Annotated in this window: 19 protein-coding genes; 3 read left to right on the plus strand and 16 right to left on the minus strand. The window is 70.9% G+C overall.

The window, feature by feature from the left end:
* From CX1_RS09390 to rimP, 8 genes are all read right to left on the minus strand, one after another.
* Entirely contained in the window at window positions 1–816 is an 816-nt protein-coding gene (locus tag CX1_RS09390; RefSeq protein WP_060925569.1) for a metallophosphoesterase family protein, read from the minus strand.
* 276 nt (window positions 817–1,092) lie between these two features.
* Complete coding sequence (locus CX1_RS09395; protein WP_240452604.1) at window positions 1,093–2,412, minus strand: MATE family efflux transporter; 1,320 nt, start codon at window positions 2,410–2,412, stop codon at window positions 1,093–1,095.
* A 1-nt stretch (window position 2,413) separates the two neighbouring features.
* Window positions 2,414–3,496 carry a DHH family phosphoesterase gene (locus CX1_RS09400; protein ID WP_244465473.1) on the minus strand — a complete coding sequence of 361 codons (1,083 nt, stop codon included), beginning with the start codon at window positions 3,494–3,496 and terminating at the stop codon, window positions 2,414–2,416.
* A 1-nt stretch (window position 3,497) separates the two neighbouring features.
* Window positions 3,498–3,941, minus strand: a complete 444-nt coding sequence (rbfA, locus tag CX1_RS09405) for a 30S ribosome-binding factor RbfA (protein ID WP_046650462.1) — start codon at window positions 3,939–3,941, stop codon at window positions 3,498–3,500.
* A gap of 659 nt (window positions 3,942–4,600) precedes the next feature.
* Window positions 4,601–7,540 (minus strand): translation initiation factor IF-2, encoded by a 2,940-nt coding sequence (gene infB, locus CX1_RS09410; protein WP_060925571.1) that lies wholly within the window; start codon window positions 7,538–7,540, stop codon window positions 4,601–4,603.
* 124 nt (window positions 7,541–7,664) lie between these two features.
* Entirely contained in the window at window positions 7,665–8,024 is a 360-nt protein-coding gene (locus CX1_RS09415) for a YlxR family protein (RefSeq protein WP_046650991.1), read from the minus strand.
* Window positions 8,025–8,217: 193 nt separating this feature from the next.
* Window positions 8,218–9,255 (minus strand): transcription termination factor NusA, encoded by a 1,038-nt coding sequence (nusA, locus tag CX1_RS09420; RefSeq protein WP_046650992.1) that lies wholly within the window; start codon window positions 9,253–9,255, stop codon window positions 8,218–8,220.
* Window positions 9,252–9,827 (minus strand): ribosome maturation factor RimP, encoded by a 576-nt coding sequence (rimP, locus tag CX1_RS09425; RefSeq protein WP_046650993.1) that lies wholly within the window; start codon window positions 9,825–9,827, stop codon window positions 9,252–9,254. Before rimP ends, nusA begins: the two co-directional genes overlap by 4 nt.
* Window positions 9,828–9,869: 42 nt before the next feature.
* On the opposite strand from rimP, the gene CX1_RS09430 reads away from it, so the two are divergent.
* Window positions 9,870–10,814: a DUF4439 domain-containing protein gene (locus CX1_RS09430; protein WP_060925572.1), complete on the plus strand. Its 945-nt coding sequence runs from the start codon at window positions 9,870–9,872 to the stop codon at window positions 10,812–10,814.
* A 4-nt stretch (window positions 10,815–10,818) separates the two neighbouring features.
* Here CX1_RS09430 and CX1_RS09435 read toward each other — a convergent pair whose 3' ends face one another.
* Window positions 10,819–12,570 (minus strand): proline--tRNA ligase, encoded by a 1,752-nt coding sequence (locus CX1_RS09435; protein ID WP_060925573.1) that lies wholly within the window; start codon window positions 12,568–12,570, stop codon window positions 10,819–10,821.
* 100 nt (window positions 12,571–12,670) lie between these two features.
* Here CX1_RS09435 and CX1_RS09440 point away from each other — a divergent pair, with 100 nt between their 5' ends.
* Window positions 12,671–13,426 (plus strand): YaaA family protein, encoded by a 756-nt coding sequence (locus tag CX1_RS09440; protein WP_060925574.1) that lies wholly within the window; start codon window positions 12,671–12,673, stop codon window positions 13,424–13,426.
* 20 nt (window positions 13,427–13,446) lie between these two features.
* On the opposite strand, the gene cobA is transcribed toward CX1_RS09440, so the two are convergent.
* The 7 genes from cobA to mqo form a co-directional block, all read right to left on the minus strand.
* Complete coding sequence (cobA, locus tag CX1_RS09445; protein ID WP_046650163.1) at window positions 13,447–14,526, minus strand: uroporphyrinogen-III C-methyltransferase; 1,080 nt, start codon at window positions 14,524–14,526, stop codon at window positions 13,447–13,449.
* Between the two features lie 44 nt (window positions 14,527–14,570).
* Window positions 14,571–15,962 (minus strand): cobyrinic acid a,c-diamide synthase CobB, encoded by a 1,392-nt coding sequence (locus CX1_RS09450; protein ID WP_060925575.1) that lies wholly within the window; start codon window positions 15,960–15,962, stop codon window positions 14,571–14,573.
* Entirely contained in the window at window positions 15,956–16,576 is a 621-nt protein-coding gene (gene cobO / locus CX1_RS09455; protein WP_046650162.1) for a cob(I)yrinic acid a,c-diamide adenosyltransferase, read from the minus strand. The genes CX1_RS09450 and cobO overlap by 7 nt, the downstream gene beginning before the upstream one ends.
* A 10-nt stretch (window positions 16,577–16,586) precedes the next feature.
* Window positions 16,587–17,261, minus strand: a complete 675-nt coding sequence (locus CX1_RS09460; protein WP_146780690.1) for a hypothetical protein — start codon at window positions 17,259–17,261, stop codon at window positions 16,587–16,589.
* A gap of 20 nt (window positions 17,262–17,281) precedes the next feature.
* Window positions 17,282–17,944, minus strand: coding sequence for a vWA domain-containing protein (locus CX1_RS09465; protein WP_244465442.1), 663 nt, complete (start codon window positions 17,942–17,944; stop codon window positions 17,282–17,284).
* A gap of 109 nt (window positions 17,945–18,053) precedes the next feature.
* On the minus strand, window positions 18,054–19,124 hold the full coding sequence (locus tag CX1_RS09470; protein ID WP_046650160.1) for a magnesium chelatase ATPase subunit I: 1,071 nt from the start codon (window positions 19,122–19,124) through the stop codon (window positions 18,054–18,056).
* A 97-nt stretch (window positions 19,125–19,221) separates the two neighbouring features.
* The gene (gene mqo, locus CX1_RS09475; protein ID WP_046650159.1) at window positions 19,222–20,718 is read right to left on the minus strand and encodes a malate dehydrogenase (quinone); all 1,497 of its coding nucleotides are present in this window, start codon (window positions 20,716–20,718) and stop codon (window positions 19,222–19,224) included.
* Between the two features lie 180 nt (window positions 20,719–20,898).
* On the opposite strand from mqo, the gene CX1_RS09480 reads away from it, so the two are divergent.
* Window positions 20,899–21,867, plus strand: a complete 969-nt coding sequence (locus CX1_RS09480) for an alpha/beta hydrolase (protein ID WP_244465441.1) — start codon at window positions 20,899–20,901, stop codon at window positions 21,865–21,867.
* Window positions 21,868–21,884: the final 17 nt, after the last annotated feature.

The raw sequence follows: 21,884 nt of genomic DNA on the forward strand, positions 1-21,884 counted from the left end.
TCATCGAACCTCCATAACAGGGTAGGGCCACGTCCGGTCGCCTTCCCGCGGCTGCCATTCCCTGGGGTAGCCCAGCGAGACCTCCGTGTGCGGCACGCCGTCGACGACGGTCGTGCCGGGGATGTGCAGATGCCCGTAAATGACGTGGCGAGCCTGGTACCGCGTGCCCCAGTCCTGCGTGTGCCGTGTGCCGGCCCACATGGACAATTCCGGGTAATACACCGCCGCGAGCGGTTCCCGGGCGAGCGGCCAGTGGTTGACCAGGATCGTCGGCCCTTCGACGCGGGCCAGCCGGCGCACCGTGTACGCCAGGCGGCGCCGGCACCACAGCACCGGGTCGACGAAGGGGCGGATGGCGAACTCGTCGGTCATCACGACCTGACTGCGGTTCGCCATTTCCAGCGCCTCGGCGACGGTCGTGCCCGCCGGGCGCCACGAATAGTCGTACAGGGTGAACAGCGGGCAGATGGTCACGCCGCCCAACACCGGGAACGGATCCTCCGGCGTGAGCACGCCGAGCCTGCGGCAACCGTCGACGAGCTGCGCGTAACGGTCCTCGCCCACGTGGGCGTCGGCGCCGCGGCAGAACAATTCGTGGTTGCCAGGGACCCAGATCACCTGCGCCCAGCGCCGGGACAGCTCGCCCAGCGTTTTGAGCACCAGTTCGGGCCGTTCGGCGACGTCGCCGGCGACTATGAGCCAGTCCGCAGGATTGCGCGGTCGCAGGCTCTCGACGACGGCCTTGTTCGCCTTGACGGCCACGTGCAGGTCCGAAATCGCCCACAGGGTGGTCGACGAGTGTTCGTCGTCCGCCATGGGCGCCTCCCTGCAGTCGATGTCCGCGCGGCGGGTGCCGCGCGGTGATCTCCGATCCGTGAACGGGTCTGGCCGGTATATCGCCGACAATCACGGAATCGTAACGGATCCGGGACGATTCGCGGCGAAAACTCATCCGGCACAGACTCGTAGGCCACTTTAGTCACAGGCACCCCACGGTCAACAGCTTTGGGGGCATGAACCATCCGTCGGGCATCCGCCGAATCTTCTGCGGGCCGCTCGAAGACGTCGCAAAGCAACGCCCGCACCCCGCCCCTACTCCCCCGCGGCCACCGTCCACTTGGGCCCGCGGTAGCGCACGGCGACGAAAACCAGCCGCAGCACCATGAAGGTGAGCAGGCCCCACCACACGCCGGTCAGGCCCCAGTCCATCGACAGCGTCAGCCACACCGGCGGCAGGAAGCCGAGCACCACGGCGGTGATGGTGGCGTTGCGCAGGAAGGCGGCGTCGCCGGCGCCGAGCAGCACGCCATCGATGGCGAAGACGACGCCGCCGACGGGGATCATGGCCACGAGAATCCACCACGGCCCGGCGGCGATGGCTGCGAGCACGCCGCCAGCGTCGGTGAACAGGCGCGGCAGCACCCCGTTGAGCACGGCGAACGCAGCGGCCAGCACGCCGGCGAAAACCGTCGACCACGCGATGACGCGCCTGGCCGTGAACCGCGCCGCCGACACCGACCCCACGCCCAGCGCGGCGCCGACGAGGGTCTGCGCGGCGATGGCCAGCGAATCGAGCACCAGCGACAGCAAATTCCACAGCTGCAGCAGAATCTGGTGCCCGCCCAGCGAGAACGCGCCCAACCGGCCGGCGACACCCGCCGCCGACAGGAACGCGACCTGGAACGCCAGCGACCGCAGGATGAGGTCGCGGCCCAGCACCAGCTGCCGCTTGATCAGGGACCATCGGGGCCGCTTTTCGACGGCCTGCTCGGACGCCGATGCGACGAGCTTCCGGATGAACAGCGAAGCGGTGATCGTCTCGCCGGCGATCATCGCCCATGCCGAACCGTCGAGCCCCAGCCAACCGACCAGCGGCACGATCATCAGCGCCGCCGGCCCCAGGCCGCCCACCACGTAGAGGAACGGGCGGCGAGTGTCCTGGATCCCGCGCATCCAGCCGTTGCCGGCCTGTGCGACGAGGGTCAGCGGAATGCCCGCGGCGGCGATGCGCAGCCACCCCGCCGCGGCGCCGGCCACGACCGGGTCGGGGGCGAGCAACCGGGTGATGGCGCCCGCGAAGATCTCCACGATGGCGAACAACAGCATGCCGACGAACACCGCCACCCACGTGGCCTGCACGCCTTCGGACACCGCGCCACGGACGTCGCCGCGGCCGAATGCGCGGGAGGCCCGGGCGGTGGTGCCGTAGGCGAGGAACGTCAGCTGCGCGGTGAGCATGGAGAACACCGTCGCCCCGGCGGCCAGCGCCGCAAGTTCCACCGCGCCGAGGCGGCCGATGACGGCCGTGTCCAGCAGCAGATACAACGGCGGCGCCGCCAGCACGCCGAGGGCGGGCAGCGCAAGGCCGAGGATCCGGCCCGCGGTGATGGGCCGGTCCACTTCGGTGGTCACGTCAGATGCCGTCGTCGGCGGCGGTGCCGTCCGAATCGGCGTCGGCCGGAGTCTCGATGGTGGCCGCGGCCATCTCGGAGGCCCCGATCAGCGCGCCCAGCGCCGCATCGCGGTCGCCGTTGACGCTGTAGCCGGCGGCGCGCAGGTGCCCTCCGCCGCCCATGAACCCGGCGACCGCGGAGGCGTCGACAAGCTCGGTGGAGCGCAGCGACACCGTCCAGTACCCGGGGTGGTACTCCTTGAACACCGCCGCGACGTCGCCGCCGCTGGTGGTGCGCACGACGTCGACGACCGCCTCGACCTCGTCGTGGCCCACGTCCGCCATGTCCTCGTGGGAAACGGTCACGTGCACCAGGCCCGCGCCGCCGCCCCAACCGGGCTCGCGGCCGGCGGTGGCCATGACGCGCCCCAGGAACGGCAGGTACTCGAAGGGGTGGCCCTCCAGCAGCTGCGCGCCGATGGTGCGCGGGTCCAGGCCCTGGTTCAGCAGCCGCGCCGCCGCGGTGTGCATGCGCGAGCGGCCGAACTGGAAGGACACGGTGTCGGTGAGCAGGCCCGCGTACAGCGCATGCGCCATCTCCCGGGTCAGCTTGATGCCCCACACCTCGAAGAAGTCGAGCAGCACCATCGTCGACGACTCGGAGAGCTCGTCGACCATGTTCACCGTGCCGTAGCGGGTGTTCGAGTCGTGGTGGTCGACGACGATCAGCCGCCGCGACCCCAGCATCCGCTCACGGAGGCTGCCCAGCCGCTCGGGACTGGCGCAGTCGACGGACACCCACGTGTCCACGGTCTCCGGGATGTCGTCCGGCGACACGAAGTATTCCCAGCCGGGGATGGTCAGCAGCGACTTGGCCGGCAGCTCGTCGTTGCCGTACGCCGCCAGGGCGCGGATGCCCCGCTGGCGAAGCGCCATGACCATCGCGGACGCCGCGCCGATGGCGTCGGCGTCGGGGTGGATGTGGCAGACCACGGCGACGAACTCGGCGTCGGCGAGCATGTCCATCGAGTCCTGGATCGGGCCCGACATCCGCCTGCTGATCGACTGCGACAGCTGGTGCGCCGCCTGCTCCGCCGGCCCCACGTCAGGACTCCGGCTCGTCGTCGCGGCGGTACGGGTCGGTGTCGCCGGCCGGGGCCGCGCCCTCGCGCAGCTTGGCCAGTTCAGCGTCGCGGGCGCGGGTCTTGGCCAGCAGCTCCTCCATGTGGGCACTGGCCTCGGGGACGGTGTCGACCTCGAACGACAGCGTCGGCGTGTAGCGGACGCCGAGCGAGCGGCCGACCAACGAGCGCAGCTGGCCGCGGGCGCGGTGCAGGGCCTCGGCGGCGGCCTCCCAGTCGGGGTCCTCGTCGATGGTGCGGCCGCGGGTGGTGTAGAACACCGTCGCGTCGTGAAGGTCTCCGGTCACGCGGCAGTCGGTGATGGTGACCAGCTCGAGTCGGCGGTCCTTGACCTCGCGTTCGATCGCTGCGGCGACGACCTCCTGGATTCGCTTGGCCATGCGGGCGGCGCGTGCGGGATCGGCCATCTCGATCTACTCCTCTGGTCGGGGACGATTCGTCGGGGCGGGCGCAGGTTCCCTGCGCGATCGCACCCGATCTACGGCCACCCAGGATAGCCGTTCCACCCCCGTGTCGGCCGCCCGGCCCGCCCGATTCGGGTACGCCCTCGGAGAACGCCAGGTTCCCTTCTCCGTCGGCGCTTCACGACGCCCCAACCGCCCCGCCCCTGCCCTTGCCTCCACCGCCATTGCTTCCGCCGCCACCGCCGCCGCCACCGCCACCATCACCACCATCACCGCCGTTGGAGCCCCGAGCCCCACATTCCCGTGCCAAGGAGATGACGACGACGCGTCGCCAACTACGTTGTCCCAGGTCGCCGAAAAAGGTGGCATGCCCTTGGCACGAAACTGCCTTTCGACGGCGACCGTGGCGCCCAATCTCCCGACCCGGCCAAACCGGCCTCCAGCGACAGCCGGCACCATTTCGGCGATGCATCCGGCGACGATGCCGGCCACGCCAACTCCGGCGGTGCAGCCACCGCCACCGTGGCGCCACCGCCGCTCCGAACCAGCGCACCGCCCCGACAACGGCGAAAGCCGGCCCCCACGCTGGAAAGCGTGGGGGCCGGCTCGTCGTCAAGCAGGGACCGCGGGATCAAACCGCGCGGCCCGGCCCAACCCGTGCACTACGTGCGCGGGACCTCGACCATCTCGTAGGCCTCGACGATGTCGTCGACCTGGATGTCCGGGTAGGACAGCACCATGCCGCACTCGTAACCGGCCGACACCTCGGTGGCGTCGTCCTTCTCGCGGCGCAGCGAGGTGATCGTGGCCTGCTCCGCGATGACGTTGCCGTCGCGGATGAGGCGGACCTTCGCGTTGCGGCGCATCTTGCCCGACTCCACCATGCAACCGGCGATGAGGCCGATGGCGGACGCCTTGAAGATGGCGCGGATCTCGGCGCGGCCGATCTCCCGCTCCTCGTAGATGGGCTTGAGCATGCCCTTGAGCGCCTGCTCCACCTCTTCGATCGCCTTGTAGATGACCGTGTAGTAGCGGATGTCGACGCCCGCGGCGTTGGCGGCCTCGGTCGCCTTGCCCTCGGAACGGACGTTGAAGCCGATGATCACGGCATCCGACGCCTCGGCCAGCGTGACGTTCGTCTGCGTGACGGCACCGACGCCGCGGTCGATGATGTTGAGCTGGACTTCGTCGTCCATCTCGATCTTCAGCAGCGCCTCTTCCAGCGCCTCGACCGTACCGGCGTTGTCGCCCTTCAGGATGAGGTTGAGGGAGTTGGTCTCCTTCATGAACTCGTCCAGGTTCTCCAGGGAGACGCGGCGGCGGTTGCGGGCCTGCAGCGCGTTGCGGCGGCGGGCGTCACGACGATCCGCGATCTGACGGGCAGTGCGGTCCTCGTCCACGACCAGCAGGTTGTCGCCGGCACCACAGACCGACGTCAGGCCCTGGACCTGCACCGGACGGGACGGGCCCGCCTCGGTGACGTCCTTGCCGTACTCGTCGACCATGCGGCGCACGCGACCGTAGGCGTCGCCGACCACGATCGAGTCGCCCACCCGCAGCGTGCCGCGCTGGACGATGACGGTGGCCACCGGGCCACGGCCGCGGTCCAGGTGCGCCTCGATGGCGATGCCCTGGGCGTCCATGTCCGGGTTGGCGCGCAGATCGAGCGCCGCGTCGGCGGTCAGGAGGACGGCCTCCAGCAGCGACTCGATGTTCTCGTTCTGCTTCGCGGAGATGTCGACGAACATGGTGTCGCCGCCCCACTCCTCGTCGGTGAGACCGTACTCGGTGAGCTGACCGCGGATCTTCTGCGGATCGGCGCCCTCCTTGTCGATCTTGTTGACCGCCACGACGATCGGCACGCCGGCCGCCTTCGCGTGGTTGATGGCCTCCACCGTCTGCGGCATGACGCCGTCGTCGGCGGCGACGACCAGGATCGCGACGTCGGTGGCCTGGGCACCGCGGGCACGCATGGCGGTGAACGCCTCGTGGCCCGGGGTATCCAGGAACGTGACCTTGCGCTCGTGGTCCTCGAACATGACCGGCACCTGGTAGGCGCCGATGTGCTGCGTGATGCCGCCGGCCTCGTCGCCGCCCACGTTCGCCTTGCGGATGGTGTCCAGCAGGCGGGTCTTGCCGTGGTCGACGTGGCCCATGACGGTGACGACCGGCGGGCGGACCATGAGGTCCTCCTCATCGCCCTCGTCCTCGCCGAACTGCAGGTCGAAGGACTCGAGGAGCTCGCGGTCCTCGTCCTCCGGGGAGACGACCTGGACCTTGTAGTCCATCTCGTCGCCCAGCAGCTGCAGGGTCTCGTCGCTCACCGAGGCGGTCGCGGTGACCATCTCGCCGAGGTTGAACAGGGCCTGCACCAGGGCGGCCGCGTCGGCGCCGATCTTGTCGGCAAAGTCGGACAGCGAGGCACCGCGCGCGAGACGGATGGTCTGGCCCTGGCCGTTGGGCAGCTTGACGCCGCCGACGACCGAAGGAGCCCGCATCGACTCGTACTCGTGCCGCTTCTGCCGCTTCGACTTGCGTCCGCGGCGCGGAGCGCCACCCGGACGGCCGAAGGCACCGGCGGTACCGCCGCGGCGACCGCCGCGACCACCGCGCGGGCCACCGCCACCGGCGCCACCGCCCGGGCCGCCACGTCCACCGCGTCCGCCGGGAGCGGACTTAGCGGGCATCTGGCCCGGATTCGGGTGCGACGGCATCATCGACGGGGTCGGACGGTTTCCGCCGCCCTGGCCACCCTGACCGCCCTGGCCACCGGGGCCGCGGCCGCCGCCCTGGGGACGGGGGCCGCCCTTGCCGGCGCCCTGGGGGCGCGGGCCGCCGGGACGACCTCCCGGCTTCGGGCCGGGTCGGCCACCGGCCTGCGGGCGGGGCATCGCCGACGGGCGCGGCGCGGGGCGCTCACCCGTCGAGAAGGGGTTGTTGGCGACGCGCGGGGCACGGCCACCGGGCTTGGGGCCCGGCTTGCCGCCGGCACGGCCCTGCGGGCGCGGCATGGAGTCGCCGCCCTGCGGGGACGGGCGACCCGGGGCCGGGCGCGGAGCCGGGGTCGGCTTGGCGCCGGGCTTCGCGGAACCCGCCTGGTCGGCCTTGGGGGCCTGCGGCGTCTTCGGCGCCGGCTGGCCCGGGCGAGCCGCCGGGGACGGCGTGCCGGCGGACGCGGCCGGAGCCTGCTGGCCCGGGGTCGCCTTGGGGGTCGCCTTCGGCGCGGCCTTCGGGGCCGGCTCGCCCGGCTTCGCGGACGGGGCCGGGGACGGCGTGCCCGCGGACGGAGCCGGAGCCTGCTGGCCCGGGGTCGCCTTGGGCGTCGCCTTCGGGGCCGGCTGGCCCGGCTTGGCGGCGGGCGCCTTGGGGCCGGGCTGGCCCGGCTTGGCGGCGGCGGCCGGCTTGCCGGCGCCCGGCTTCGCGTCGGCGGACTGGCCGTCCTTCGACGCGTAGAGCTGCTTCATTCGCTTGACGACCGGGGGTTCTACGGTCGACGAAGCGGTCTTGACGAACTCACCCTGCTCCTTGAGCTGGGCGAGAAGTTCCTTGCTGGTGACCCCGAGCTGCTTTGCGAGCTCATGGACACGGAGCTTTCCGGACACTGTTCTCCTCACTGGTGGAGTCGAACAGTTCCCGGCGGGTTCGTTTCCCGCGCATTGGTGTACTGCCGACTCCCGTTATCGGTTGCCGTTCATCGCTGATGCTTCATCGTGCGCTCATCAGTGTTCAGGTCTTTCCGTTGGTCGGTTCCCGGTCTCCGAGACCGCGGGGTGCGGTGTCGGCTTGTGCCCCGAGTGATTCGAGGTACTCGCGGACCGGGTTCGCGTCCGCGTTGGCGGACACCTTCAATGCGCGGCCGAACGCGCGGCGCTTGTCGGCCACCGCCCATGCTTCGAGCGTGGGGGTGATCCAGGCGCCTCGTCCCGACATTCGGCGTCGGGGGTCGGGGACGACTCGGGTGACGTCGCCGTCGGGGCGCGCCACCATTCGCAGCAGGTTGCCCTCGGGCATCCGCGTGCGGGTGGCGATGCAGGTGCGTTCACGTTCGACGAATGTCGGGGCTTGCTCGTCCCGGGTCATCGTCATGCGTGGTTGCACCTGTCCTTCCACCGTCGTCTCTTCGTTGGCCGCCTTACAGCTTAACCCGAAAAGGGTCCCGAATCCCAACCCCGTGACTCGGGCGCGGCGAGCGCGAACGACGGGGCGGTCCCGCCGCGGGTGCGACGGGACCGCCCGGAAGTGCGTTGCGGGGACTGCTTTTCGACGCCCCGCGTGGTGCCTATTCGACCGTCCCGGCCTCTGCGCCGGGTGCCCTGGCCTCTGCCTCGGCGATCTCGGCGTCGGAGTGGATGTCGATGCGCCAGCCGGTGAGGCGGGCGGCGAGGCGGGCGTTCTGGCCCTCGCGGCCGATGGCCAGCGACAGCTGGTAGTCCGGGACGACGACGCGGGCCTGGCGCTCCTCGGCGTCGAGCACCTCGACGCTGATGACCTTCGCCGGGGCGAGGGCGTTGCCCACGAACTTCGCGGGATCCTCGTCGTAGTCGATGATGTCGATCTTCTCGCCGCCGAGCTCGTTCATGATGGCGCTGACGCGCTGGCCGCGGGGGCCGATGCAGGCACCCTTGGCGTTGAGGCCCTTGACGGTGGGCTGCACGGCGACCTTGGAGCGGTGGCCGGCTTCGCGGGCGATGGACACCAGCTCCACGGCGCCGTCGGCGACCTCGGGGACCTCGAGCTCGAAAAGCTTGCGCACCAGCTCGGGGTGGGTGCGCGACAGGTTGATGGCGACGCCGCGCGGGGTCTTGTTGACGCCGACGACGTAGCACTTGGCGCGGTCGCCGTGCTCCAGGGTTTCGCCGGGCAGCTGCTCGGCGGGCAGGAGGATGCCGTCGCGGCCGTGGGCCTCGGACCCGATGTGGACGACGATGATGCCCTTGTCGTTGGCGCGGATGTCGCGCTGGACGACGCCGGAGATGACCTGGTTCTCCAGGTCGGCGTACTCGCCCATCACCTTGTCGGATTCAGCGTCGCGCAAGCGCTGCAGGATGGTCTGGCGGACGGGGTAGGCGGCGATGCGGCCGAAATCCTCGGGGGTGTCGTCCCACTCGGCGACCAGGTTGCCCTCTTCGTCGCGTTCCTGGGCGAAGACCGTGACCTCGCCGGAGTCGTAGTCGATGTCGACCCGGGCGTACTTCGCCGGCGAGTCGGTGCCCCGGTAGGCCTCCCGCAGCGCTCGGCCGAGCAGGCCGATCATTTCGCCGAACGGGATGCCCCGCTCCTTTTCCAGGGTGCGCAGGGCGGCGAGTTCGATCTTCACTTGTCCAGTTCCTCCAGCCGGGTCACGGCATCGTAGAAATCCAGTCCGGCCAGGTCGAGCTCGACCGCCGGTGCCTTAGAGAACTCAATTTCTACCACCGCCTGCTCCACGGAAGCCAACTCGAGCACGGCACCCGTCGCGGTGGGCCGCCCCTTCGGGCCGGTGGAGGTGGCGATGATCACGCGGTCGCCGTCGTCGGCGAGCGCCCCGATGCGGCCGACCACCTGATCGCCGCCATCGAGCCGCACCCGGACCAGGCGGTTGCGGTTGCGGCGCCAGTGGCGCGGGGCGACCAGCGGCGCGGACACGCCGGGCGTGCTGACCTCGAGGGTGTACTCCAGTTCGCCGAAGCGGATCTCGCGGTTGGCCTCGGCCTCGTCGAGGGCGGCGGAGATGTCGCGGGTGACCGCTTCGATGGCGTCGAGGTCGGGGGCGTCGTCGCCGTCGACGAGCACCGTGACCTGCGTCTTGCGTCCGGCGCCGGAGACCTTCACGTCCTCGATGTCGAGGCCGCGGGCGGCGGCTGCGGGGCGGATGACGTCTGCGATTGCTTCAGCGGGGGGAAAGGCCATGCCGTGAAGTCTAGCCGCCGCCGATCGTGGCACGATGGACGCGTGAATCCCCCGCTTCCCGCTCTTCCCCGCCGTTCGTTCCTCGTCGGCGCCGCCGGTCTCGGCGGCGCGCTGACGTTGGCGGCGGCGGGCTGCACCTCGATCGTCGCCCCCTCCGCCGATCCGGTCGTGGAGGCCGCGTGGGCGCTGGCCCTGCGCGACGCCCCGTTGCTGCGCGACGCCGCGGCGCCGGCGGCCGAGGCCCGCGCCGCACAGGCCGATGCACTGGCGGCCGAGGTCACCCGCGCCTGCGGCGTCCTCGACGACGGCTCGTCCCCGCAGGAATGCGTCGCCGCGCCCTCTCCCCTGCCCGCGGCGCCGTCCCCGGCCGATGCGCGGACCGTGCTGCTCGATTCCCGTTCCTCGGGTTCGCTTCACGACGCCCTGGCCGAGAGCCGTTCGCTGCAGGATCCGTATGAGGCGGCGCTGGTGTCCGCCGTCGACGGCGGCCTGGTCCTGGCGCTGCGGGGGTTGGACGTCGATTGGCGGGAGCTGACCCCGGAGTACGCCGGCGACGAGGTCCTCGACGACGACGATGCGGCGGTGTTCGCCGACGCGCTGATCGCCGAATACGCGCTGATCTACGGCATGGGGGTCGCCGCCCCGCGGCTCGCCGCCGAGTACCGCCAGTCGGCGTCGACGAGCGCCGACCGGCACCGGGTGCTGCGCGACCGGGCCATCGGCGCGCTGGAGGACGCCGGGGTCCCGGTGCCGGTGGCCGAACCCGGCTACGCCGTCGTCGATGGCGCCCCGGACCCGGAAACCGATGCCGCCGGATTCGCCTCCGCGTTGGAGGATTCCTGCGCCCAGGCCTGGCGCCAGGCGCTCGTGGACGCGAAAGAACCCGCCGCTCGCGCTTTCGCGCTGCAGGCGGCGGGTCTGGCCCAGGCCGGTGCCTCGGTCTTCCGCGGCGATGGTTCGGCCGCGCTGCCGGGGCTGCCGGCCTGACCGGCTACTTCACCAACTTGAGCACCGCGTCGACGGCGCCGTCGTAGTCGATCTCGGCGGTCTCACCGCCCATGCGGTCGCGCAGCTCCACCTTGCCGTCGGCGAAGCCGCGGCCGACCACGACCACCACCGGCATGCCCAGCAGCTCGGAGTCCTTGAACTTCACGCCCGGGCTGACCTTCGGGCGGTCGTCGAAGAGCACGGTGACTCCGGCGGCGTCGAGCTCCTCGGCGAGCTTCTCCGCCGCGGCGGCCGCTTCCGCGTCCTTGTTCGCGATGACCACGTGCGCCTGGAACGGGGCGACCGACGCCGGCCAGCGCAGGCCCCGGTCGTCGTGAAGCTGCTCCGCCACCACCGCGACCAGGCGCGAGACGCCGATGCCGTAGGAACCCATGGTCGGGCGGGAACGCTTGCCGTTGACGTCGAGGATGTCGACCTCGAACGCCTCGGTGTACTTGCGGCCCAGCTGGAAGATGTGGCCGATCTCGATGCCGCGCTGCAGCGTCAGGGTGCCCTCGCCGTCGGGGGCGGCGTCGCCCTCGCGGACCTCGGCGGCCTCGATGGTGCCCGCCGGGTGAAAGTCGCGGCCGACCACCAGGTCGACGACGTGGCGGTTGGCCTCGTCGGCGCCGGTGATCCACGCGGTGCCCTCGACGACGCGGGGGTCGACGTAGAGCGGGACGTCGTTGGCGGCCAAGCCGCGCGGGCCGATGTAGCCCTTGACCAGGAAAGGATTCTTGGCGAAGTCCTTGTCCTCCAGCAGGCGCACCTCGGCGGGCGCCAGGCCGGCCTCGACGCGCTTCATGTCGACCTCGCGGTCGCCGGGCACGCCGATGCCGGTGAGCTCCCACTCCCCGCCCGGCTGGCGGATGGCCACCATGACGCACTTGAGGGTGTCGGCGCCGGTGATCTCGCGGCCCAGGCCGGCTTCCTCGGAGTTGGCCCACTCGACCAGCGCCTCGATGGTCGTGGCGTCCGGGGTCTCGTGGACCACGGCCTCCGGCTTGCCCTCGATGGGCTCGGCCGGCGGCGCCGGGGTGATCACGGCCTCGACGTTGGCCGCGTAATCGGAGGCGGTGGAGCGCACGAAGGTGTCCTCGCCGGAAGGCGACACCGCCAGGAATTCCTCGGACGCGGAGCCGCCCATGGCGCCCGACGTCGCCGAGCAGATGACGTACTCCAGGCCCAGGCGATCGAAGATGCGCTGGTAGGCGCCGCGGTGCAGCTGGTACGAGGAATCCAGGCCCTCGTCGTCCATGTCGAACGAGTACGAGTCCTTCATGATGAACTCGCGGCCGCGCATGATGCCGGCGCGCGGGCGGGCCTCGTCGCGGTACTTGGTCTGCACCTGGTACAGCGTCACGGGGAAATCCTTGTACGAGCTGTACAGGTCCTTCACCGCCAGGGCGAACATTTCCTCGTGCGTCGGGCCGAGGAGGTAGTCCGCCTTCTTGCGGTCTTTGAGGCGGAACAGGTCGTCGCCGTACTCGGTCCAGCGGTTGGACTTCTCGTAGGGCTCGCGGGGCAGCAGCGCCGGGAAAGAAATCTCCTGGGCGCCGATTCCGTCCATCTCCTCGCGCACGACGTTCTCGATGTTGCGCAGCACCTTCAGCCCCAGCGGCAGCCAGGAGTAGATGCCGGGGGCGTGGCGTCGGATGTAGCCGGCCCGGACGAGGAGCTTGTGGCTGGGGACCTCGGCATCGGCCGGGTCGTCCCGCAGGGTGCGCAGGAACAGCCGTGACATTCGCGTGATCATGGCGGTTACTCTACCGCCCGCCCGCCGTTTCGCGGTGACCGCCCGGCCTTTGCGTCGGCCGATGTCGGCGGCGGAATCCGGGCCGATAAAATCAGCCTTCATGCTGATCCTCCTGCCGCCGTCGGAAACGAAGTCGACCGGGGGTTCCGGTGCGCCGCTGGACCTGTCCTCGCTGTCGTGGCCGGAGCTCGCCGACGTCCGCCGCTCCATCGCCGACGACCTGGTCGCGCTGTCCGCCGACCGCGACGCCGCGATGGCCGCGCTGAAGTTGGGGCCGAAGCTCGCCGACGAGGTCGACGCCAACGCCGCGCTGTTCACCTCCCCCACGGCGCCGGCGCTGGACCGCTACACGGGCGTGCTCTTCGACGCCCTCGACGCTGGTTCCCTATCCCCCGCCGCACGCGCCCGCCTGGCGGTCGGCTCGGCGCTGTTCGGCGTCGTCGGCGCCGAGGACCTGATCCCCAAGTACCGCCTGTCCGGCGGTTCCAAGATCCCGCTTCACGACGGCCCCTCGGCGGGTGCCGCGCCCACCATGCGGGCGCGCTGGGGGAAGTCGATCACGCGGGCGCTTACCGAAGGCGACCACGGCCTCATCGTCGATTTGCGCTCCGGCACCTACATGAACCTGGGCAAGGTGCCCGGCGCCATCACCGCGACGGTGCTGACCACCGAGGGCAAGGTCGTCTCGCACTTCAACAAGCACCACAAGGGGCTGCTGGCCCGGGCGCTCGCGGACGCCGCCGGGACGTCGTCACGCGACATCGGTTCACTGGACGACGCCGTGGACGTCGCCCGCGACGCGAGGCTGGATGCGCGGGCCGGAGACCGCGGGATCATCGTCACGGTGCCGGCCTAGGCGCCCGCGCGGGCGGGGTGCTACCGGCCCAGCGCCACCACGTCACCGATGATCAGCACCGCCGGGGGCTTGACCTCCCGGTCGACGATCGTCTGGCCGAGGGTGCCCAAATCGCAGTGCAGGACGCGCTGGTTTTCGGTGGTGCCCTCCTGGATGATCGCCGCCGGGGTGTCGGCGGGGCGGCCCGCGGCGACGAGCGCGTCGGCGATCTTCGGGCCGTTCTTCACGCCCATGATCACCGCCACGGTCCCGTTCATCTTGCCCAGCGCGTCCCAATTGACCAGGGACTTCGGGTGCCCCGGCGGAACGTGGCCCGACACGATGGTGAAGTCGTGGTTGATGCCGCGCTGCGTGACGGGGATGCCCGCCGATGCCGGCACCGAGATCGCCGAGCTGATGCCGGGCACCTCCGTGACGGGGATGCCGGCCTCGCGCAGCGCGACCAGTTCCTCGAAGCCGCGGCCGAACAGGTACGGGTCGCCGCCCTTGAGGCGGACGACGAAGAGGCCGTGGCTCGCGCGATCGACGAGCAGTTCGTTGATGCGCTCCTGCGCCATCGCGCGGCCGTAGGGCAGCTTCGCGGCGTCGATGATCTCGACGTCCGGATCCAGCTCGCCCAGCAGCGACAGCGGGCCCAGGTGGTCGGCCAGCACGACGTCGGCCAGGCGCAGCAGGCGGCGGCCCTCGACGGTGATCAGGTCCGGATGACCGGGGCCACCGCCGACGAGGGCGACGGTGCCGGCCAGATGGCCCGCGCGGGAGGCCCGGCGGCCCTTGAATTCCTGAGCGTGCTGGGCGGCGCCGTCGGTGGCGTCGTCGACGAGGACGCCGTGCAGGTTCGACTGCACCATCACCTCGCGCAGCAGATCCGGGTCGGTGACCACGACCATGCGCTTGCCCCACAGCATCGCCGGGGTGAAGGGGGTGCGCCACAGTCGGATGCGACCGCGCTCGGCCCAGCCTTCGATGCCCGGCGAGATGTCGCCGCCCTCGCAGACGATCACTTCGGCGCCGGCGTCGACCAGGCCCGGAATGACGCGCTCGGCCACCGTCGATGCGCCGACGACGAGGACGCGGCTCCCCTTCAGCATCAATGTCATGAGGGGATCTTATCGCCTGGCCATCGGGTTGCGCTCACCGGCCCTCATCTGCAGGAGTCGACGAAACTGCGCAGCACCCCGGGCGCTCCCACCGGATGTACGTGCAGGTAGGAAGCGTGCACACGGCCATCCGGAGACACGAATCCCTCGGTGACCGCGTCGCCGCCCCAGCCCCGCCAGCCCCACGCGGGGCGCCATCCGGCCGCGTGCGCCGCGGCCGCCGTGTCCTCGTCGAGCCGGGTCTTGTGGAACTCGTGGCCGGTGACGCGTCCGCCCGCGCCGCCGAGCGCGGAATCCGACAGCATGGTCGCCGTGCGGTAGCCCAGGCTCAGGCGCCCCATCGACGCCGACCCCGGGATGACGCCGCACATGCGGTGCCCGCCCAGCGATTCGAGCAGCCACAGCAGCCCGGCGCATTCGGCGTGGACCGCGGCGCCGTCGGCGACCATGCGGCGCACGGCCACGGCGAGGTCGTCGCGGGCGGCGAGGTCGGCGGCGTGCTCCTCCGGGAAGCCGCCGGGGACGACGAGCCCGTCGGCGTCGGGAAGCTCGTCCACCAGCGGATCGAAGATCTCGACCCGCGCGCCGGCTGCGGCGAGCAGTTCGGCGTGCTCGGCGTAGGCGAAGGTGAACGCGGGGCCTCCGGCGAGCGCGATGCGCGGGCCGGCGTCGGTGCTTGGCGACGTCCCGGCGCCCACCGCGTCCGCCGGGCTCCATGGTTCGAAGCCGGGCCGCACGGCGGCGAGGCCCAGGACCGCATCGAGGTCGACGTGGCGTTCGACGAGGTCGGCCATCATGGCCACCGCCGCGTGGGACTCTTCCCCGCCCTCGGCCGCGGTGACCAGGCCAAGGTGGCGCGAGGGGACCTCGATGCCGTCGACGCGCGGGATGGCGCCGAGAACCGGCACCCCGACCGCCTCGATCGCCTCGCGGACGACGGATTCGTGCCGGTCGGAGCCCACGCGGTTGATGATGGCGCCGGCGACGTGCACGCGGTCGTCCATCGTCGCGAAGCCATGCACCAGCGCCGCGGCGGATTGGCTCATGTGGCGGGCGTCGACGACGAGGATGACGGGCATGCCCAACAACCGGGCGATCTGCGCCGTCGATGCGGCCGCGTCGAGGGGATCGCCGCCGATGCGGCCGTCGAAAAGCCCCATGACGCCCTCCACGACGCCGATGTCGTGGCCCTGCGCACCATGGGCGTACAGCGGGCCCATGAGATCCGTGCCGCACATGACCGAATCGAGATTGCGGCCCGGTCGGCCGGCCGCGATGGCGTGGTAGCCGGGGTCGATGTAGTCCGGGCCGACCTTGAACGGCGCGACCGACATGCGGCGGGCCAGCGCCCCGATGAGGCCGGTGGCGATGGTCGTTTTGCCCGTGCCGGAGGCGGGGGCGGCGATGACGACGCCGCCGGGGACGCCCGCTACCACTCGATGCCCTTCTGGCCCTTCCGCCCGACGTCCATCGGGTGCTTGACCTTGGTCATCTCGGTGACCAGGTCCGCGACGTCGATGAGCTTCGGGTCCGCGTCACGGCCGGTGATGACCACGTGCTGTCGGCCGGGCCGGTTGGCCAGGGTCTCGGCGACGTCGGCGGCGTCGACCCAGCCCCATTTGATGGGGTAGGTGAACTCGTCGAGGACGTAGAAGTCGTGCTCCTCCGCCAGCAGGCGGCGCTTGATCTCCGCCCATCCCTCGGCGGCGTCGCGGGCATGGTCCTCGTCGGAGCCCTTCTTCCGCGACCACGACCAGCCCTCGCCCATCTTGTGCCACTGCACGGGCCCGCCTTCGCCGGTGTCGGCATGAAGTTCGCCGAGCCGCTTGAACACGGTCTCCTCGCCGACCTTCCACTTGGCGGACTTCACGAACTGAAAGACGCCGATGTTCAGCCCCTGGTTCCACGCGCGCAGCGCCATGCCGAACGCCGCCGTGGACTTGCCCTTGCCGTGCCCGGTGTGGATCGCGGTGATGGGCAGCTGCCGCCGCTGTCGCGTGGTGAGCCCGTCGTCGGGGATGTTCTTCGGATCAACCTGTCCCTGTGCCATGTGCGAGATATTAGCCGAGGTCATCGGGGCCGGTTGCCCCGCCCGCGCCCTGCGACTTCCGCCACTCTTCGCGGGCCGCCTCGAACGCCGCACGGGACCGGACCTGCACGCTGGTCACCTCGGGGGCGGGCCCGCGCACCGCCGCAACGAGGCCCCGCAGCCGGCCGACCGCGGCGGCGACCTCCGGGTCGTTGTCGGCATGCTTGGCGACGGTCGCCCGCGGAATGTCCGCCGTCCACCGAGAATCACCGAAGGGCACGTGATCGGGGTTGACCCCGTCGTAGTCCAAGTCGGCCTCGCCCGTGCCCGCCTGGGCCAGGCCGTCGAGGGCATCGAGGATGATTGCCAGCTTTTCGTCCTCGTCGGCCATGTCGGCGTCGTCGTCGAAACGGCCCTTCGGATCGCCGGTGAACCACGCGGTGATCTTGTACAGGTCCTTGTCCGCCGGCGGCGTCGCTCCCCGGTTGAGCTCCTTCCACTGGTCGATCAGGTGCCAGTGGTCCTCGTCGCCGCCCTCCTCGACTTCGGCGACGTCGAACCCCGCATCGACCGCTCCGAGATGAGCCCCGATCGCCAGAGCCAGCCGTCCGAGCAAGAGGTCGGCCCGCCACCGTTCGGCGAAAATGACGATGTCGATGACGTTGACGGAGATGGTGTCGGCTGAATCGGCGTGCTCTGCGCTCATGCCCGCGAGCATACGGCCCCCTACCCCGCCGCCACCGCCGCCCTGACGACGCCGGCCACCGAGTCCGAGCTGAGCTCCCCGATGCGAAGGCACGGGGCGCCCAGGTGGTCGGCCAGCTCCGTGGCCAGGCCCAGGCGGACGCGCCCCGATTCGCAGTCGACGACGATCGCACCGGCCAGTCCTCTGCGCCGAATCGCGTCGGCCACCGCCCGGGCGCCGTCCCTGCCACCGGACGACGTCGCGCGGCCGTCCGAGAGCACCACGAGCATCGCCCGCCGAGCCGGATCCCGGCGGTGCTCCCGCTCGATCAGCTCGCGGGCCTTGTCCAGCCCCGCGGCAAGCGGCGTCCGACCTCCGGTGCGCACGTCGCCGAGGCGCCGACTCGCGGCCACCGTCGACTTCGTCGGCGGCAACTCCACCGTCGCGCCGTCACCGCGGAAAGTCACCACCGCCACGCGGTCGCGCCGCTGGTAGGCGTCGCGAAGCAATGACTGGACGGCTCCCGTCACGGCTTCGAGTCGGTCACGGGCGGCCATCGACCCGGAGGCGTCGACCAGGAACACGATGAGGTTCGACTCGCGACCCTCCCGCTCGGATCCGCGCAGGTCCGCTCCGGCGAGTGCGACCATGCCGTCTTCGAGGCCGGCGCCGCGCTCGGCGGCGGCGAGCACCGTGCCCGGCACGTGCACTCCTCGGCCATTCCGCACCGCCCGGATGTCGCGGCCCCTCGGTCCCTTCGCGCGCCCTCGACGGCCGTCGGCCCCTTCGCCGACGCCGTCGAGCAGCAGCGTCCTAGCCGCGAAAGGGATCGCCCAGGCGGGCAGTACCTCCCGTCGGCGCGGGGGCCTGCGGCTGTTCCGGGGCAGGTTCCCCGCTTGACGACGGGTCGACGTCCCCGCCCTCCGGCCGTTCGCTTTCCTCGGGCCGCTCCGACTCATCGGGGAACCGGTCCTCCGCGCGATCGAGGGCCTCGTCGAGGTCCGACTGGTCGACGCCCGGTTCATCGAAGGGGTCGCGGCGTCGACGGTGCGGCAACGCGAGCTCCGCGGCGACGCGGATGTCCTCCGAATCGATCTCCGCCGCCCCGCGCCACGCGGCATGGGCGCGGGCGGTCCGCGCGATGACCAGGTCCGCACGCATGCCGTCGACGTCGAAGTCGGCGCACAGCGAAGCGATGCGGGACAAGTGCACGTCGCGCAGCGGGATCTCCCCGACCAGCGCACGGGCCCGGGCCAGGCGGTCGCGCAGATCGCCGTCGGCCTCCGCCCACTGCGCCGCGAAGGCGCGGGGATCGGACTCGTAGGCCAGGCGGCGCCGCATGATCTCCACCCGCACCTCCGGGTCACGCGACGCCGCGACGTCGACGGCCAGGCCGAAACGGTCGAGCAGCTGCGGGCGCAGCTCGCCCTCCTCCGGGTTCATGGTCCCCACCAGCACGAAGGACGCTTCCTCCACATGGGACACCCCGTCGCGCTCCACGGTGACCCGGCCCGTGGCGGCGGCGTCGAGAAGCACGTCCACCAGATGATCCGCGAGCAGATTGACCTCGTCGACGTAGAGCACTCCCCCGTCGGCGCGCGACAGCAGGCCCGGGTGGAACTCCGCATGACCGGTCGTCAGCACCGACTCCACGTCGATGGAACCGACCACCCGATCCTCCGTCGCCCCCAGCGGCAGATCGACCACCGCCCCCTTGGGCAGCAGCGGCCCCAGGGCACGCACGGCGGTGGTCTTCGCGGTGCCCTTCTCCCCGCGCACCACCACACCGCCGATGCCCGGCGAAATGGCGGTCAGCAGCAGCGCGAGACGGAGGCGGTCCTGGCCCACGATGGCCGAAAACGGGAAACCCGGAAAGGCAGACATGCAGTCATTCATACCCTGCGGCGAAAAGCCGTCGGCGGCGGACCCCCGTGATGCCACGGGGATCCGCCGCCGACTGCGACGTGCGGTGCTTCGGCGACTAGCGCTCCAGCTTCAGAGCCTTCTGCGAGGCGTCCCAGACCTTCTTGTACAGGGCGGTGTCCTCGGAAAGCTTAGTGCCGTAGGAGGGCACGAGCTCCTTGATCTTCGGGGTCCAGGCGCTCATCTTGTCGCCGAAGCAGCGCTCCAGCAGCTCGATCATCACGGCCGGGGCGATGGAGGCACCCGGGGACGCGCCCATCAGGCCGGCGATGGAACCGTCGGCGGAGTTGATGACCGCAGTGCCGAACTCCAGGGTGCCGAACTTCGGCGCCTTGGCGGGCTTGATCACCTGGACGCGCTGGCCGGCGTTGACGATCTCCCAGTCCTCGTCGCGGGCGTTGGGCACGTACTCGCGCAGGGACTCGACGCGGGCGGCGTGGTTCTTGATGACCTCGGTGATCAGGTACTTGGTCAGGCCCATCTCATGGACGCCGACGCCGAGCAGCGTGGTCAGGTTGTGCGGGCGCAGCGACTTCGGCAGATCGGTGAACTTGCCCTGCTTCAGGAACTTCGGGGTCCAACCGGCGTAGGGGCCGAACAACAGGCCCTTCTTGCCGTCGATGACGCGGGTGTCCAGGTGCGGCACGGACATCGGCGGGGTGCCGACGGACGCCTTGCCGTAGACCTTCGCGGAGTGCTTCTCGATGAGCTCCTCGTTGGTGCAGCGCAGCCACTGGCCGGACACCGGGAAGCCGCCGTAGCCCTTGATCTCCGGGATGCCGGCCTTCTGCAGCAGCGGCAGGGCGTTGCCGCCGGCGCCGACGAACACGAAGTTCGCCCGGACGGTGCGGGTGTCGCCGGTGTGCATGTTCTTCACCGTGATGACCCACTTGGAGCCCTCGCGGGTGATGTTCTTGACCTCGTGGCCGTAGCGGATCTCGGTGCCGCGGTCGGACAGGGCCGCCAGGTACTGCTTGGTCAGGGCGCCGAAGTTGACGTCCGTGCCGTTGGGGTTGCGGATCGCGGAGACCGGGGTGGAGAAGTCGCGGCCCTCGGCCATCAGCGGCAGGTACTCCGCGAAACGGTCGTGGTCCTCGATGAGCTCCTGGTCGTGGAACAGGGGCTCGTCGTTCAGCGCGTCGAAGCGGCGGCGCATGAACGCCATCTGCTCCGGGCCCTGGGCGAAGGTGGTGTGGTCGACGGCGTTGATGAACGCGCGCGGGTCGGTGATGACGCCGTCCTCGACCAGGTTGGTCCACAGCTGGCGGGAGACCTGGAACTGCTCGTTGATCTTCAGCGCCTTGTCGACGTTGACCACGCCGTTGACCTCGGGCGTGTAGTTGAGCTCGCACAGCGCCGCGTGGCCGGTGCCGGCGTTGTTCCACGGCGAGGAGGACTCCTCCGCGGGCTGGTCCAGGCGCTCGAAGATGACCTGGGACCAACCGGGCTCGAGTTCCGTGAGGAGCACGCCGAGCGTGGCGCTCATGACGCCCGCACCGATCAGGGCAACGTCGACTTCGTCACCGACGGTGGCGGGAAGATTGTTTTCAGACACTGCGGTCAACATCCTTCATGGCTAGGTAATCGGGCGGCGCACGCACGTCCCCCGGACTGACACACTGTTCTCATCCATTCTGTCACAACCCCGCCGACACCCCCAGAATGTGCCGCTAGGCTGTGGCCCGTGACCATCAATGACCCGTTCCCCCCCACCCCCGAATGGACACCGGGGCTCATGGGCGAAGAATTCCCCGAAACCGTCCTCGAACTGGGCGAAGATCCCGACGGAGAGTCCGACGTCGTCGCCACCGTGATCCGTTTCACGCCGCCCGGCACGGACCCCGCGGAGTTCGCGCACCGCCCGGCGGTGCTGTGGATCCATGGCATGAGCGACTATTTCTTCCACGAACACGTGGCCCGCGTCCTCGATGACGCCGGCTACGCGTTCTACGCCGTCGACCTCCGCAAGTGCGGCCGGTCGCGGCGCGAGGGACAGCGGTGGCACCACGTCACCGATATGAGGCTTTACGACGTCGACCTGGACGCAGCAGCGGCGCTGATTCTCGGGGCGGGCCACCCGACGCTGTCGCCGTTGGCGCATTCGACCGGCGGCCTCGTCGCGGCGCTGTGGCTCGACGGCCTGCGCACGCGCGACCCGAAAACGCATGCGGCCATCGCCGGGGCGGTGCTCAACAGCCCCTGGCTGGATCTGCAGTATCCCCGGTTGCAGCGGACCGTCGTCAAGCTGGCCACCCGCGTCATGGCGCGGCGCGCACCCGACCGCCTGACGCCGGACAAGGGGCTTAAGGGCTACGGCCGGTCGATCTTCAAGGGCGAGCACGGCGACTGGGATTTCGACGTCATGCTCAAGCCGGTCGCCGGCCACGTGAAGTCGTGGTCGTGGCTCGATGCGGTGCTGCGGGCGCAGCGGCGCGTCCACCGCGGCATCGAGGTCGGGGTGCCGTGCATCGTGCTGCATTCGGACCGGTCCATCCTCAACCAGGACTGGTCCCCGGCGCTGGATACGGCGGACGCGGTGCTCGACGTGGAACAGATCCGGGCGCGGACGCGTTGTCTCGGGAGTGGCGCGAGGTCCCGGACCATCCCGGGCGCCCGCCACGACGTGTTCCTGTCCAAGGACCACGCTCGTGCGCAGGCACTGTCGGAGACGATCCTGTTCCTCGATGCCGTCAACGGGCGCTGACGCCGCGCCCGGAACCT

It is taken from the genome of Corynebacterium xerosis NBRC 16721 = ATCC 373 (assembly GCF_001552415.1).
Classification (GTDB): Bacteria; Actinomycetota; Actinomycetes; order Mycobacteriales; family Mycobacteriaceae; genus Corynebacterium; species Corynebacterium xerosis.

Coding starts and splice junctions, on each gene's coding strand:
- CX1_RS09390 (WP_060925569.1), bottom strand. CDS start 816: ATGGCGGACGACGAACACTCGTCGACCACCCTGTGGGCGATTTCGGAC.
- rbfA (WP_046650462.1), bottom strand. CDS start 3,941: ATGGCCGATCCCGCACGCGCCGCCCGCATGGCCAAGCGAATCCAGGAG.
- CX1_RS09415 (WP_046650991.1), bottom strand. CDS start 8,024: ATGACGATGACCCGGGACGAGCAAGCCCCGACATTCGTCGAACGTGAA.
- rimP (WP_046650993.1), bottom strand. CDS start 9,827: ATGGCCTTTCCCCCCGCTGAAGCAATCGCAGACGTCATCCGCCCCGCA.
- CX1_RS09435 (WP_060925573.1), bottom strand. CDS start 12,570: ATGATCACGCGAATGTCACGGCTGTTCCTGCGCACCCTGCGGGACGAC.
- CX1_RS09440 (WP_060925574.1), top strand. CDS start 12,671: ATGCTGATCCTCCTGCCGCCGTCGGAAACGAAGTCGACCGGGGGTTCC.
- cobA (WP_046650163.1), bottom strand. CDS start 14,526: ATGACATTGATGCTGAAGGGGAGCCGCGTCCTCGTCGTCGGCGCATCG.
- cobO (WP_046650162.1), bottom strand. CDS start 16,576: ATGGCACAGGGACAGGTTGATCCGAAGAACATCCCCGACGACGGGCTC.
- CX1_RS09460 (WP_146780690.1), bottom strand. CDS start 17,261: ATGAGCGCAGAGCACGCCGATTCAGCCGACACCATCTCCGTCAACGTC.
- CX1_RS09470 (WP_046650160.1), bottom strand. CDS start 19,124: ATGTCTGCCTTTCCGGGTTTCCCGTTTTCGGCCATCGTGGGCCAGGAC.
- CX1_RS09480 (WP_244465441.1), top strand. CDS start 20,899: ATGGGCGAAGAATTCCCCGAAACCGTCCTCGAACTGGGCGAAGATCCC.